The following is a 14,076-nucleotide window of genomic DNA, read 5'->3' as shown; positions in this document are numbered from 1 at the left end:
CGGTTTTGAAGACCAACGGGGTTGGTGACAACCTCGTTGAGTTTACTAGGCTTAGGGGATACCCAGCCTATGAAGCAGCAAGTCTCATTTGTGAATTTGAGATGCTCCCGCTACACTGCTTGCAGTTAGCGGCGAGAGTTGTCACTGAAAGACATTGATACTTGTCAGGTTATCTACTGATATTTTCCGGTCTTACTTATTTAAGTGATACAAATTATACCTCTTTTCAAATACCTGTGTTAATTTTGCTATAGCTTACTCGTAGTCAGGGTTATATGGACTTTGTAGTTTTAGACACTGAGGGGAAACCGGAATTAAGTGAATTGGCGATAGTGGATAGTCAAGGACGGTTGATCTATGAAGGGTTTTCTAGTGATTATCCCAACCACAACAAGAATCTGCCTAACCTTAAAAGTCTCAAAACTCTGCTCACAGAGTTTCTGAGCCTTGTCCAAGGGAAGAAAATAGTCTGCCACTATGCCTTGCATGATATTGAGATACTTCAGTCCAGTTTTCGCCGAGTTGGTCTTTTTTGCCCCAAACTAGAATTTGAGTGTACTTGGGAAAAAGCAAAAAGTGTTTGGCCAGAGCTAGAAAGCCATTCCCTAGAACACCTGAGTAAGCATTTTAATTTGCAGGTAAATAAGCGCTACTTTATTCGAGATATGGCTCATGCTGCTCGATATGATGCCCAGTTTACTTACCAGCTTTATCGTCAGATGATGATTGAGCAATTAAAACAAAAGCCCAATCCATTTAGTGCTAGTCGGGTTGATACTCCGTTTCAGACTCACCCTGATTATTTTGCTACTTACCGCCAAGAATATCTTACTCTTGAGTCAATTTTGGCTGACATCAAACTAGATTCTAATCGTCAGAGTAAAGGAGTCGTAGTTATTGGAGAGCCGGGGACTGGTAAAACCCACTTGATGATGAGACTAGCCAATGAGCGACTAGCCAATAATCGACTGTTATTTATCCGCCAACCGAACCATCCCAAAGCAGTGCTGCATCACATCTACAGCCGCATTTTGGAATCCCTAGTACAGTCGGTTGGTTCTGCTACTCAATTGGACTACCTGATTATCAATAGCTTTTATAAAATTCTCAGTTTCCGAGTTACATCTCAGAAAGACCAAGAAATTATTAAAGCTCTACAAGATAAAAATTTAGATGCGCTTGGAGCAGAAGGAACTGGGCGCAGACGATATTACTGGCAACACATTGAAAAACGAATCAACGAGTGGTGGGCAGATCATTATTCTTCTGGGGGTTTTGCTCTTGCAATCCTCAAGGGAATTGTTAAGTATTGTAGTTATACTGACCCACGACGCAAAGATATTACTACCCGTTGGTTAGCTGCTAACATCTTATCTAAAGAAGAGGCAGAATTAGTTGGTTTGCCAAATTGGGGAGAAGACCTCAGCCAAGAAGCCTTTTCTTTGGAAGCAATTTCAGTTTTGGCTAAACTATCTATCTTGGATGAACCCTTAATTATCATCTTCGATCAGCTAGAAGGATTGGGGCTTTCACATAACCGAGAAATCTTACTGAATTTTGGGGAAGCTATCAAGGAAATTTTTACTCACGTTCCTAACAGTTTAATTATTCTCAATATGTTTCCCGATCGATGGGAACAGTTTCAAGCTAGCTTTGATAACTCAATTATTGGTCGAGTCTCCCAGTACCAGATTTATCTACGTCAGCCAGATGAAACAGAACTTGAAGCTATTCTGCGGGTAAAGCTTCAGGCGCTTGATATTCCTCTAGAAATATTATTTAGCTCTGAAGATTTGGAAGATATTCTTGGACAAAAGCCAATTAGAGGGGTATTAAACCGAGCAGCAGACTATTATAACTACAGGGTTCGTCAAATTCCTCTAGCATCTGTCAAAGAAAACCTGCATAAGCTTGATAGTAAAGAACAGCTAGAGCAACAGCTAAGAATTGTACAGCAACAACAGCAAAAACTAACCGAAGCATTTCTAGATTTGGTTCAAGCCATACAGGAAGCAGGGTCGTCAGTTGATTTAACAAAATTGCGTCAGCAGTTTCTTCCTGAACCTCCTAAGCTTCAACTACATACCTCAGATAACATTATTGAGTATTTAACTCGAAAGAAGGCTGAACTTGAGCAGCAGTATAGTAACCTTCCGATCATTTCTGATTATGATGACATGGGTAAACTAAAAACTATTGCTGAAGCTTTTAACCATATAAAGCCAATTAGACTAACTCAATATCGTTTGGGAAAGCGAGTTTTACCAGAACATCTTGTGGTTGAGACTGGTAATAAAAATTATGTAATGGGGTTTCTGCAAGTTGACCCAAGTACTTCGTCTTTTACTAGCCGAATCACTAATTTCAATGAGCTAGTAAGCCTGCATCCTCATGACCGTTTTGGTTTATTTCGAGATGAGCGATTAACTGAAGTCAAGGGTAAAGTAGGAAGAGAGAGAATAACTCAACTGAATAATTCCCTGAATGGAAAGTTTAAGCCGTTCGCCAAGGACGATAGAATTGCTTTGGATTTGACCTATCAGACAATTATTGACATTCAAAATAGGGATTTGGATGTTGATTTGGAATCAGTTTTAAAAGTATTTATCACTTATAAAGAATGGCATCACTGGCTGTTCAGTATGTTTGAACTGGGTAAATCTTTTGCAAAAGCAGCATAAGTATTATAAGTTGTCTAGAAAAAATAAATTATGAATATTACAACTATCCTTGACCAAATCGATCTCGGCAGCATTGCACTCCCAGAGTTCCAACGTGGTTACGTATGGAATCGTGACCAAGTGCGTGGATTGATGAATTCGCTATATCGCAGACATCCCATTGGTAGTTTATTAGTGTGGCAAACTAAAACCGAACAAGCAATTGACCATGCTCGTGGCGATGGTAAACTTTCCACTGGCACAGTTAAACTGCTACTAGATGGGCAACAACGCATCACCTCCTTTTATGGAATTGTGCGGGGTAAACCACCTCAGTTTTTTGATGGCAATGTGCAAGCTTTCACTGGCTTGTATTTCAATTTGGAAGAAGAAATATTTGAATTTTACGCTCCCGTCAAAATGAAAGATAACCCCTTATGGGTAAATGTGACTGAATTAATGCAGCAAGGAGTAGGAGTTTTCATTGGGCATTTGCTCAAAATTCCAGAGCTTAGTCTGAATTTGACTACTTATATTAATGCTTTAAATAAACTAGAAGGTATCAAAAATATCAATTTGCATATTGAAGAAGTCACTGGTGAGGATAAAACAGTTGATGTCGTTGTAGAGATTTTTAACACTGTTAATAGCGGAGGAACCAAACTATCTAAGGGTGATTTAGCACTAGCAAAAATTTGCGCTCAATGGCCGGATGCCCGTAGTGAACTCAAAGCACGTCTGGCAAAATGGAATAAAGCAGGTTTTGACTTTCGTTTGGAGTGGTTGCTGAGGTGCATTAATGCAGTTATTACCGGAGAGGCAATGTTTTCCGCACTCAAAGATGTTAAGACTGCGACATTTCAAGACGGGCTATACAAGGCAGAAAAAGCTATTGATACCCTGCTCAACCTCATTTCTGGGCGTTTGGGACTCGACCACAATCGGGTACTCGGTGGTATTTACGCCTTTCCTGTCATGGTGCGTTACCTTGTTGCGCGTGGCGGACATCTTAGAGATCACACAGAGCGCGACAAGTTACTTTACTGGTATGTACATACTTTATTGTGGGGACGGTACGCAGGCTCAACTGAGAGCGTTCTAGCACAAGATTTACACATATTGGAATCTGAAGATAATCCGCTAGACCAACTTATCGCCAACCTACGGCAAAATCGCGGAGACTTGGAAATCAAAGCTATTGACTTTCAAGGTTGGGGTATGGGAGCAAGGTTTTACCCATTAGTTTATATGCTCACTCGCGTGCATCAAGCACAAGATTGGGATAGTGGTATCGAACTATCCAAACATCTTCTCGGTAAACATTGCTATTTGCAAGTCCATCATATTTTTCCGAAATCGCTACTTTCCAAAGCTGGATATCCCAAATCTGAAGTTAACGCGATCGCTAACCTGACATTTCTAACCCAAGAAACCAACCTCAAAGTCTCAAACCGACACCCTTCTGAGTATTTTGAGGCATTCGAGCAAACCCAACCGGGTGCGATCGCAACGCACTGGATACCAATGGAACGTAGTTTGTGGCAAATTGAAAACTACCGTGATTTCTTAACCGCACGCCGTGAACTTTTAGCTCAAGCTGCCAATAAATTTTTGAATAGCCTACTCACCGGGGATATTCCAGAACTAAAAGCGACAGATTCTATTTTAGAAGAACAAGCGGAAACCTCTACTGCGGTTGTACCACTGGCTGAAGAACGAGTTTTGGAAGAATGTAATGTATGGGTGCAGGAGCAGGGATTACCGATTGGTGAATGGATGTACGAAATTGCTGATTCTACAGGAACAGTGAGTACAGTACTGGATTTAGCATGGCCCAATGGTTTGCAATCCGGGAAAAGTCAACCAGTTGCCCTGATAATTGATGCAGATCAAGAAATAGAAGAGGCTGCAAATCGTCTTGGTTATCGCTATTTTACAGACATAGACAGGTTCAAAAGCTATGTAATTCAAGAGGTTTTAGCTATTCAGTTTCCGCCAGTAGAGGATTACAAAAAAGCTTTTATCGCTATTAGTTGCGAAATAACGAATAGTCATAAAGCTATGCTGAGAGCGCATTACCATGCAGCCGAGCAAATTATTACTGCAACTGAGTTAGCAAAAGCGGCTGGATATGAACATTTCGGTGGTGCAAATCTGCAATACGCCAGAATAGCAGAACTGCTTGCAAATTACTTAAACTATTCGCCACCTCAACACGACGATAGTGGTAAACCGTTTTGGTCACTAATGTTAGCTTCTGGGTACTGGAAAACATTGGAAGATGCTGAAATTACTAGTCAACGAGAATGGCATTGGCAATTACGGGAGCAGGTTAGTCAAGCTTTAAAAGATTTAGGTTGGGTGTAAGCCAGGTATCAATCTTTCTAATTTAGTTAATCTAGTTAAAGTTTGTGCTTTTATACCAAAAGTCATTTCACAAGCTCTTTTGTTAGAAAAGCCGCTTTGTAGGGAAAGCTTAAAAGAAGACTCAGTTTTGAAAATATTTGCTGTAATTCGTCAGGCAAACGTTACAAATTACAAGATTACATTTAAGAATAACAGTATTTAAAAGGAAAAGGATATAGCAATCCTAAATCATTTGTGAGAAATTACCGTACTCATTCAGCTTAGGAAAGTCAAAAATTTGACCATTAACGGCTAGCTCAAATAATGCTTTAACTACAGAAAAAGAATGGCAGAAAAAATAAAACTCTCTAATCAATTTTTTCGCTTGTAACCAAATATCTTCTACGGGATTTTGTTGTGGAGCATTTGGGGCAAACCGTTTACAAGTTATCAACCATTGTTCTTGCTCAAGCTGACGATTCAAAGAGTCTAAATAGTCTTGAATTGCATTAGAACGATGATAAGAAGCTCCATCCCAAATTATTAAAAGATTAGCTCCTGGACGCTGTGATTGAAGATATTCCAAGAAATTTATCGTGTTTTGGGAGTCTCCTTTTTTAGCTGCGTAAGTTATAAATTCGTGGGTTTTGTAATCTATAGCACCAAAATATGTTTGCTTATCACGAGCATTTACAACTGGAATTGATATGCGTTCGCTAGTTTTTCCCCAAACATATCCACAGATATCACCCCACAACAGATGACATTCATCAATCATGAATACCACTAACTTTCCTGACTCAATTTCACAACGTCTCGCTTCCAGTAACTCACAGATTTCTTTTTTTTTGATGCTACTAGTTCTTCGTCATACTTGGGGTTGTGAGCTTGAGTTTTCTTCCAACTAATCCCAGCTATATCAAATAAGTCGTAGTAGCTCTGTTTCGACTCAAACACTACCCCATACAAAGATGCTATCTTGTATTCTAGTTCGCTCAAATTCCACTTATCCTTGGTTTTGAGCCATTCAATTATTTCTGCACGCTGTTGTGGATTCAAAAATCCCTGACTTCCCTTGTATCTAAGCTTTAAGCCTTCTACTCCAAAAGTGAAAAATGCCTTTTTCCACTTACTTATAAATCCTGATGAAACATCCAATATCGATTGGATAGCAACATGAGTGTATCCTTCTAACAGCATCTTGACTGCGAGTGCCCGTTGAATTTCTCGCTTGTCTTGACTATTTTCGATAAACTCTGATAGCGATCGCATCCACATTGATATTCCCCTGTAACTAGCTACTAATTATACCTTTAACCTTCTTCCGTATTTTCTCACAAACCAGATAGGATTGCTATAGTAACCGCTATGTCTTTCAATCACTGTCTCAATTAAAGAGTATTTAGGAACTATGAAATGACAAAGCAATTAAAGCGACTGGAAGATAATAAAAAAACACCTTTATTAAAGGTAAAGCGTTTTGCAGCAAGGCTAGGTAGATTTTCCTTAATGGGGATATTTACCTTTGGTATTGGAGCATTTACAATTTTTGATCGGTACAATAACTATTGGGACAAGACAATATTTCGTGTTCAAACTGTTGATTTCAATATATTGTCTCATACTCTACCAACTAAATTGTCTTATACCATAATTCAAAATCAATCTGAAGAGCTACAACGTACATTAGATAGTAATTACAGCCTATTTGGATTGATTGTGACAGATCCTAGCGGAGAGAAAGTTATCGCTTCATCAGGAAATGGTTCTAGTTCTAGCTCTTGGAAAGCAGCGCTTAACCCACAAGAATTAAAAAATCATCCTTACGATTTTCTTCTTGATCCTCCTCCTTTATATTCGCAATGGAGATATGGAGACTCTCGTGCTATTGAACGTACTGCTACAAATTTAACAAATCGAGGGCAAGTTATAGGTAGAGTGTATTACGTTAGAGGTGTAAAACCTACTTTTGAGAATGATTTTTATAAGTGGTTAAGTAATCCTATTGCTACAAGTAGCCGGATTGAAACATACACAATGGCTATACTTGTATGTTTAACTACTGGCTTCACTTGCTGGCTTATTTTAGAATATCTTCTTTATAAGAAAGAAGTACAAAAAGAAGAATCAGAACAAAGAGAAAACACGTTGCGTCAGCAAAAAGATAGTTTACTACTACAGTTGAGAGAACGGATAAATCAAATTAAAACTTTGCAAAATAGATGGGAGCAGGAGCGCATAATTTCAACAAGTCAAGCTCAAGAATTACATAGTTACAATCAGATATTACAGCAAGAAATATCTGAGCTAAGAGTGACAGTCATATCAGCCCCTGTTATAACAACTTTAAATATTACACAGACTGAATTGGACAAGGCTAAGACGGAAGCTGAATCTGCTCGGCAAAAACAGCAAGAACAGGAATCTCAAATTAAGCAATTAAATCATCAGTTACAGGTTTATCAAGATCAAATAGTACGAGCTAAAGAAGAAGGAGTATCATTAAAAAAACTTCAAAGTCAAGTAGAAGAAGTTAAACATGCTAGATCAAAAGCTGAGTTAGAACTAAAACAACTTCATAATAGTGAGCAGCGATTTACAAATACTATAACTAGCTTAGAGAAACAGTTAGCTTCTCAACAAGACATTCAAGCCCAACTAAATAAGCAGCTTGAGATATTGCAGCGAACGCTTGAAGAAAGAGAGGGACAAGAACGAGAATCTAATGAGAAAGCTGAAAGAGCAACTCAACAAATGGCACTTCTCACTGAAGAGATTGAGATAATTAGAGAAGATATGGGTAGACACCCTCTCAATAAATTTGAGAAATCTGTTTTGAATTGTTTACAAAATAATTTATCTCAAAAAGAGATACTTACACAGTTTGATGTTGGAAATGGAGGTGATAACAGTAAATTTACAGATTTTATAGTCGTACTTACAAACTGCATTATTGTTTTAGAGGTTAAGTCTTATAAAGGATTCATTGAGCCAACTGGCGATCTACGCAATACAAGCTGGATGTGTCGAAGAGGAGATGACACAATTCTAGTGAATGCTTGTTGGGGTCGAAATCCTTATCAGCAAGTTAAGATTTATACAGATTCTCTCTTGTGGCGTATGAGAAATTCAGGCAGAAACAGAAGCTTAAAACTTCCCATATATGGTTTAGTCGTATTTCCATCTGAAGCAAGTATTGCTTCTAGTATTGAATCCAATATTGGCGGATATTACCGTGTAACAACGCTCAATAGCTTACTACAAACAATTAGAGAAATTGATATCAATGCTAAGTCTAGGAATTCTACAGGGATGACTCCTCAGCAGATTGTACAGTCTTTAACAGCTTAGTTTGGGGTTTAAGTCAGACTAATTTAACAGTTCAATTTTTACGTCTAAAGAAAAATTAGAAAGTAATATATTAAAGGAATTATAAATGTAAAATAAGCTGATAATTTTGGCATAGAAACTGCTGATGTTTGCAGAAATGCTCTTGGTGGATCTGCGTCTGCTTGAAATCTGCGACAAATTTTAACTGGAGTGCTGGTTTGAGCTTCAAGGCTAGTTTGGTTTGTCTTGACTCCACACTCCAGTTTTAGAAGCGATCGCTATTTTCTGAGCCTGTTCAAAAGCTATTTGATTCGGGCATTCCACCCCGCCAAGTCGCGTTTTAGCCAAGCCGCTTTTAAGCAGTTCTTCCTGAAAACTAATCTCAGCCTCACCCTGTCCGTGAGCCATCACTTCAGCAACAGTACGCCCATCGCTGTCTTTTGCGACTGGAACGATCATCAGTTGGTTATCGGCAGCCGCGATTAGCTTGAGTAGTTTCTGTTTTGCTTCATTGGCCAGTGGTTGTCCTGGGGTTTTACCCTGTTTCAGTTCCGGGGCATCGATGCCACAAAGCTCGACTGACATTTGGCTGCCATCAGTTTGACGAACTGTGATGCTGTCCCCATCTGCTACTTGGGTAGCGATCCATTCTTCGGTAAGCGCGATGGATGGCTGGTTAGTTCTTTGGAAAATCGAGATAGCGCTGATGGTAGCTCCAGCGATCGCAGTTAAGATTATGGTAGTTTTCCACGATGGCTTCATGTTGCTAGCTCTGTTATTGCAATATAAGAAACCACAATTTTAACCGGGAATATTTCTCCGGGACAGTTGTCACTGTTTGCCGAAAGGAAATGTTAGCTAAAATTTAGCGATTTCAGGCGTGAGCGCTCACTAAAACTTGCTTTTGTTGTTGCGGTCGCTTCTAGGGGGTACTTTGTGTCATCGCTCAACTAGGCAATTTTCAGTTACAGTCTGCTAAAGCTAGATTTTAAACACTAAGTAAAAAACGAATAATCTTGAAGTTGGCATTACAAAGGTTAGAAGTCAGCACAAGCCAGCGCATCACAGACGGCATCTGCGACTTTGAGCTTTTTCCTTGGTGGCACACAGAATATGGTTGCTGGTGATGGACTAATATTTTCTTATCTTACTTATTTAAGTGATATAAATTATACCAATTTTAAAATATTTGTGTTAATTTTGCTATACCTTGCTCGTAGTCAGGTTGATATAAATTTTTTAGTTATAAATACTAAAAACATGAGGATTTTGCTTAGATAGGAGGTGAACGCCATCAACAAACTTTACTATCCTTAACTTGTAGAAAAATACAATTGAAACTCTAGTAAAACTATTGCGCTGACTGCAAAACCTTAAACATCCTTAGATATATATCTGTTCAATCATGCCGATGAAGATAACAAAATTTTATCGTTTCGCCTGAAACAGTTTAACTCAGTAGGAATACTATCCCAATGAAGGGTAGAATGCGGCTATTTATGAAATATGCACTATTAGTTTTAAAGCTGTATATGTCTGATGTAAATAAGCCAAGTAACCATACCAACAATATCTTTAAAAAAATCTTGTTAATTATTGGAACTGGAGGATTATTACTTGGGATTCCGATTATGTTCATTCGAGTTCCACCAAGCTGTGGCTGTGGTGATAGCAGTAAAGCTACAGTTGGAAGATTTATTAATGCACAACAAGCATATTTCTCGGAGAAATCAGCTTTTGCTCAATCATATAGGTTGTTAGAGCTTGGAGATGGGGATGCACCAACAGCTACAAGCCGCTATCGATATACCGTAGACATGAGTAAGGATAAGTCATTTATATATGCAACTCCGATAAAAGAATTTCCAACTGATGTATTTCAATTAGGACTGACCAAACAGGGCTTCAACAGCCTGATAGGTGCAGTTGCTTACGAGCAAAAAAATAAAACTACTATTTCAATAATGTGCCGCTCCGAAAAGCAGACTTTAGCTTATCCTCCCCGACCTATTTTTAAACAAGGTAATTTTAGCTGCCCTATCGGTTTTGAAAGTATCAAATAGGATAGTATGCAAGCATTTAATGACGTTTTTAGGAGGATTTATCGGATTCATAGTCATGCTCCTATATTGATGATACTTACCAAAATTGAAGCTGCTATGGGCAAGCCTGTATTGGCTGTGGATGATTCAGCATACAGTAATGTGACAGATGAAGAAGAATGATTGGAGATAAATTAACTTAGGAAATGACTTACGAGCTATTTCAAAGCAACTCCGAATACTATTGCATTATTTACGGCATCCATTACTTTGAGCAGATTAAATCTTGTGAAATATTATGAAGAAAAATTTGTTAAATCCATATATTATAGTCCTGATTTTATTAAGCTTAGTTATAAGCGTTTCTAACCAGACTAGAGATTTATATCAAACAAAAAATACACAAATAAACCTTAGTCAACTTTTCGCTACAGCCAGATGGAGATTAGATTCACAACAGCAATACAAAGAAGTTCGAGTGCCTTTCACTCAAAAAAAAGGCTTAATATATGTACAAGCACTTTGGGCAGGGAAACAAGTTAACTGTGTTATTGATACTGGTGCGATATACATTTCATGGCCTCAAACATTGAACTTAAAAGCAAGTCCCATAGGAAAACAAGTTGAAATACTTGGGATTGGGGGTAAACATCGGATACTAGGGGAATGGGTCTTAGCACCAAACATTAAATTAGGTGGTTTTGAGCTAGAGAATATACCTACAATTTCAGAAAAAATAGTAGAGAAAGCCGATGGTCAGAAAATTTCCATAGCAGAAGCAGAAGGTATTAATGAAATTATATTAGGTAATACTGTTTTTCAAAACCTTGTCTTGACTATTGATTATCAAAAACAAGAAATAATTTTACGAAATAAAGACTATGATATAACCAAAAACCCAAGTGTTAAAGGTTATTTAGTTGATATGGTTTGGAATGACGGGGATTTGATAGTAATAGGTCAATTAGCCAACCATCCAGTTCGTTTTCAATTTGATACTGGTAATACTATGAGGTTAGCAGTCAATATTAAATTTGCACAAAAATATTTTGCAAATTATCCGCGTAGCCAATCCAGAACTGAATTAGCATCTGGAACAATCTTTAATGAAAATATGCCAAGTATTAATGGCAATATAAACGGCTTCAATTTTGATACTGGTAGATTAGCAATAGTACCACTTGATTCAGATGTAGATGCGTTGATAGGTGAGCCTTTTCTGAAAAACTTTCGCACTACAATAGATTATGGACGCAGTAAAATACTTTTAGAACCTTACTCTTACTAATCAATTAATCATACGTAAATAACTGAACATTGTTACAATCAAGACACTTGCGTGCCCGTAGCTTTTCACCTTCTCCCCACACAGCCCCATCAGCACGGAAATACACCCACTGACTTACTGATTCTCCAACGGTACGACCCCAAATAAAATTTTGTGAACCGCAGATAGGACATGGCGTTTCTTGTGGGCTAAGGTTTTCGTGATTCGGTTGGTTGTTCATGAGCTTCCCCCGATAATTTCTGAGTGCAATCTTCAGGAGGCATTGCGCCAGAGTGCGATCGCTATCGCTTGAGATTGAATTACCGATTTTTCCAACTGAGTGATAATTCTATTTCCAGCAATCATCAATGTAAAAGACTTTCTGTTGTCCGTTGGGTAAAATCTCGCGCACCATCCGTTTCTAACACGCCATCTGTCAACAATGCTGTAAGTGATTAATTGTGGGATTCAAGGGATTCTACTTGGTAGAATTTAGACTTTATAGCATAAACTAATTATCCCGCGAGGGGAGACAATACCGGAACTAATTGAGGGCTAGTCATTCTTTTGTTGACCCCGCCAAACCCCGCAATTGTCTCCAACTTCAGCTATTGGCCATAACACCAACACGGAGAGCAATCCGCTTATATTTGTTTGGATTGTAGGGCATACCTGTATGCATAACTTGGGAGTTATCCCAAAACACAATATCTCCAGGTTGCCAAATATGGGCATAAACTGGTGTACAGTCCAGAATCTCCTGAAACAATTCCTGCCAATACTGTTTAGCAGCTTCTGGTTCGTTTTCTAGACCTTTGAGAATCGAAGTGTCAGAACCCAAATATAAACAATAGCGCCCAGTTACTTTGTGAGTTGAGACAATTGGATGTAATTTCCGAGGAATCTCTATCCCTGGCTGTGGGGAGATAGGTGACAGGTGATACATCGACAGTAGTTTTAATTGCTGCTGATGTTGGGGAGCGAGATTGTGGTAGGCTTCCACCATGTCGAGAAAGAGAGTGGTGTGGGGCTGTCCATCCGTTCCTTCGTCCGGGATGGACACCCCATAAAGCATCACGACATAGAGGGCATTCATATCCAGTCCCTGTGTTTTAGGGAGATGGTCTTTATCGTGATGCCATTGCCAAGCAACTTTGCCGACCACCTCACCAGAAAGCCCCTTGGGATTACCTAAAATGGAGACTCCAGGACTTTGTAAGTCTGGAGCGATTTCGGGATCTAGAGGTTTGGGGCGACGACCGAGGGTTGAGTCACCAAACGTCTGGATGGCAAAGTCTTTCAACTGGGATGCTGTCAGTTTTTGCTTTCTGACAACAATAACCCCGTGTTCCCAGAGAGATTGCTTCAATTCCTCAACTTGTTGATCTGTTATGGATGCAAGATTACAATCTCGTAGAACTTCCTTGCCCAGTCTTGAATGCTGCTGTACGGTCAACAATTTCTTCATCTTAAGTAAATACAGTTTGATAATACTATTCACCTCAAGTTTCGTACTTTACGCAAAAAACGAATCATCTTGAAGTTGGCATTACAAAGGTTAGAAGTCAGCACAAGCCAGCGTATTGCAGACGGCATCCACTTCTTTACTGTCTACCTCTGATTTTCCTCGATTGGGCTAGGACTTACAGATAGGGAGCGATCGCACTAAGCTCACTGGCTTCAGGCGATTGCAACTGGGATATTTTTATTGTGGAATGCGTTCAGATCCGAACTTGCGCTGATGCCAGTAAGGATAGATTGGCGCGATCGCGCTAACCTGATTGAGCCGATTTACTTCCTCTAATGTTAGCTCCCACTGAGCAGCCCCAAGGTTGTCTCGAAGTTGTTGTTCATTCCGCGCTCCGATAATAACGGATGTAATACCAGACTGACGTAACAGCCAGTTGAGCGCAACTTGAGCAACACTGACACCACGGTTATTAGCCACTTCATGCAGAACTTCCACAATGTCGTATCCCTTTTCCACGTCACTGACAGTGCCAATATCATCGATTTTTGCTCGTCGCGTCCCAACCGGAGGGGGCTGACCACGACGATACTTACCTGAGAGGAAACCAAAAGCAAGCGGACTCCACACTAAGATACCCACACCTTGATCTAAACCTAGAGGAATTAGTTCAAATTCCAACTCTCGCGCCACAAGTGAGTAATAAACCTGTTGTGACACATAGCGCTCCAAGTTCAAACGCTCTGATACAGACAGCGCCTTCATTAAATGCCAAGCTGAATAATTAGAGCAGCCAATGTAGCGAACTTTGCCGCTACGTACAAGTGAATCTAAGGCGCGAAGTGTTTCTTCTAGTGGAGTTAGAGCATCGAAACCATGAACTTGATAGAGGTCGATGTAATCTGTGTTTAACCCTCTTTTATCACTCTCGACAAAGTATAATTAGGAGCGATCACAAAAACA

The 14,076-nt window shown here is 39.3% G+C and carries 10 protein-coding genes and 1 pseudogene; 6 read left to right on the top strand and 5 right to left on the bottom strand.

Annotated elements, in window-relative coordinates; genetic code table 11:
• The first annotated feature begins 275 nt into the window (after nt 1-275).
• Nucleotides 276-2,681 carry an exonuclease domain-containing protein gene (locus ACM0OX_RS32850; RefSeq protein ID WP_414519135.1) on the top strand — a complete coding sequence of 802 codons (2,406 nt, stop codon included), beginning with the start codon at nt 276-278 and terminating at the stop codon, nt 2,679-2,681.
• Between the two features lie 30 nt (nt 2,682-2,711).
• Nucleotides 2,712-5,027, top strand: coding sequence for a GmrSD restriction endonuclease domain-containing protein (locus ACM0OX_RS32845; RefSeq protein ID WP_414519134.1), 2,316 nt, complete (start codon nt 2,712-2,714; stop codon nt 5,025-5,027).
• 223 nt (nt 5,028-5,250) lie between these two features.
• Here ACM0OX_RS32845 and ACM0OX_RS32840 read toward each other — a convergent pair.
• Nucleotides 5,251-6,278, bottom strand: a protein-coding gene (locus ACM0OX_RS32840; RefSeq protein ID WP_414519136.1) for an IS630 family transposase whose coding sequence is annotated in 2 segments (ribosomal slippage) — nt 5,251-5,858 and nt 5,858-6,278 — 1,029 coding nt in all. Because the reading frame shifts where the segments join, the coding sequence is not laid out codon by codon here.
• Nucleotides 6,279-6,422: 144 nt separating this feature from the next.
• Between ACM0OX_RS32840 and ACM0OX_RS32835 the strand changes: the two genes are divergently transcribed.
• A complete protein-coding gene (locus ACM0OX_RS32835) occupies nt 6,423-8,357 on the top strand; it encodes an NERD domain-containing protein (RefSeq protein ID WP_414519133.1) in 1,935 nt (644 codons plus the stop codon).
• Between the two features lie 210 nt (nt 8,358-8,567).
• On the opposite strand, the gene ACM0OX_RS32830 is transcribed toward ACM0OX_RS32835, so the two are convergent.
• Nucleotides 8,568-9,098, bottom strand: coding sequence for a thermonuclease family protein (locus ACM0OX_RS32830; protein WP_414519132.1), 531 nt, complete (start codon nt 9,096-9,098; stop codon nt 8,568-8,570).
• A 737-nt stretch (nt 9,099-9,835) separates the two neighbouring features.
• Here ACM0OX_RS32830 and ACM0OX_RS32825 point away from each other — a divergent pair.
• Together ACM0OX_RS32825 and ACM0OX_RS32820 are read left to right on the top strand one after the other, a co-directional pair.
• Nucleotides 9,836-10,399, top strand: coding sequence for a type IV pilin-like G/H family protein (locus tag ACM0OX_RS32825; RefSeq protein ID WP_414519131.1), 564 nt, complete (start codon nt 9,836-9,838; stop codon nt 10,397-10,399).
• Nucleotides 10,400-10,676: 277 nt separating this feature from the next.
• Entirely contained in the window at nt 10,677-11,666 is a 990-nt protein-coding gene (locus tag ACM0OX_RS32820; RefSeq protein WP_414519130.1) for a hypothetical protein, read from the top strand.
• Between the two features lie 4 nt (nt 11,667-11,670).
• On the opposite strand, the gene ACM0OX_RS32815 is transcribed toward ACM0OX_RS32820, so the two are convergent.
• On the bottom strand, nt 11,671-11,886 hold the full coding sequence (locus ACM0OX_RS32815; protein ID WP_414519129.1) for a hypothetical protein: 216 nt from the start codon (nt 11,884-11,886) through the stop codon (nt 11,671-11,673).
• A gap of 23 nt (nt 11,887-11,909) precedes the next feature.
• Between ACM0OX_RS32815 and ACM0OX_RS32810 the strand changes: the two genes are divergently transcribed.
• Nucleotides 11,910-12,104: a hypothetical protein gene (locus ACM0OX_RS32810; protein WP_414519128.1), complete on the top strand. Its 195-nt coding sequence runs from the start codon at nt 11,910-11,912 to the stop codon at nt 12,102-12,104.
• 145 nt (nt 12,105-12,249) lie between these two features.
• On the opposite strand, the gene ACM0OX_RS32805 is transcribed toward ACM0OX_RS32810, so the two are convergent.
• Nucleotides 12,250-13,113, bottom strand: coding sequence for a TauD/TfdA dioxygenase family protein (locus ACM0OX_RS32805; protein WP_414519127.1), 864 nt, complete (start codon nt 13,111-13,113; stop codon nt 12,250-12,252).
• A gap of 237 nt (nt 13,114-13,350) precedes the next feature.
• A pseudogene (locus tag ACM0OX_RS32800) lies at nt 13,351-14,019 on the bottom strand (aldo/keto reductase); the annotation flags it as partial.
• Nucleotides 14,020-14,076: the final 57 nt, after the last annotated feature.

Origin of the sequence: Nostoc sp. PCC 9305, assembly GCF_963920915.1 — a bacterium.
Taxonomy (GTDB): domain Bacteria; phylum Cyanobacteriota; class Cyanobacteriia; order Cyanobacteriales; family Nostocaceae; genus Nostoc.
Note: the sequence above shows the minus strand (reverse complement) of the source record. Positions and strands in the feature narration are given on the sequence as shown.

Coding starts and splice junctions, on each gene's coding strand:
- ACM0OX_RS32850 (WP_414519135.1), top strand. CDS start 276: ATGGACTTTGTAGTTTTAGACACTGAGGGGAAACCGGAATTAAGTGAA.
- ACM0OX_RS32845 (WP_414519134.1), top strand. CDS start 2,712: ATGAATATTACAACTATCCTTGACCAAATCGATCTCGGCAGCATTGCA.
- ACM0OX_RS32835 (WP_414519133.1), top strand. CDS start 6,423: ATGACAAAGCAATTAAAGCGACTGGAAGATAATAAAAAAACACCTTTA.
- ACM0OX_RS32830 (WP_414519132.1), bottom strand. CDS start 9,098: ATGAAGCCATCGTGGAAAACTACCATAATCTTAACTGCGATCGCTGGA.
- ACM0OX_RS32825 (WP_414519131.1), top strand. CDS start 9,836: ATGAAATATGCACTATTAGTTTTAAAGCTGTATATGTCTGATGTAAAT.
- ACM0OX_RS32820 (WP_414519130.1), top strand. CDS start 10,677: ATGAAGAAAAATTTGTTAAATCCATATATTATAGTCCTGATTTTATTA.
- ACM0OX_RS32815 (WP_414519129.1), bottom strand. CDS start 11,886: ATGAACAACCAACCGAATCACGAAAACCTTAGCCCACAAGAAACGCCA.
- ACM0OX_RS32805 (WP_414519127.1), bottom strand. CDS start 13,113: ATGAAGAAATTGTTGACCGTACAGCAGCATTCAAGACTGGGCAAGGAA.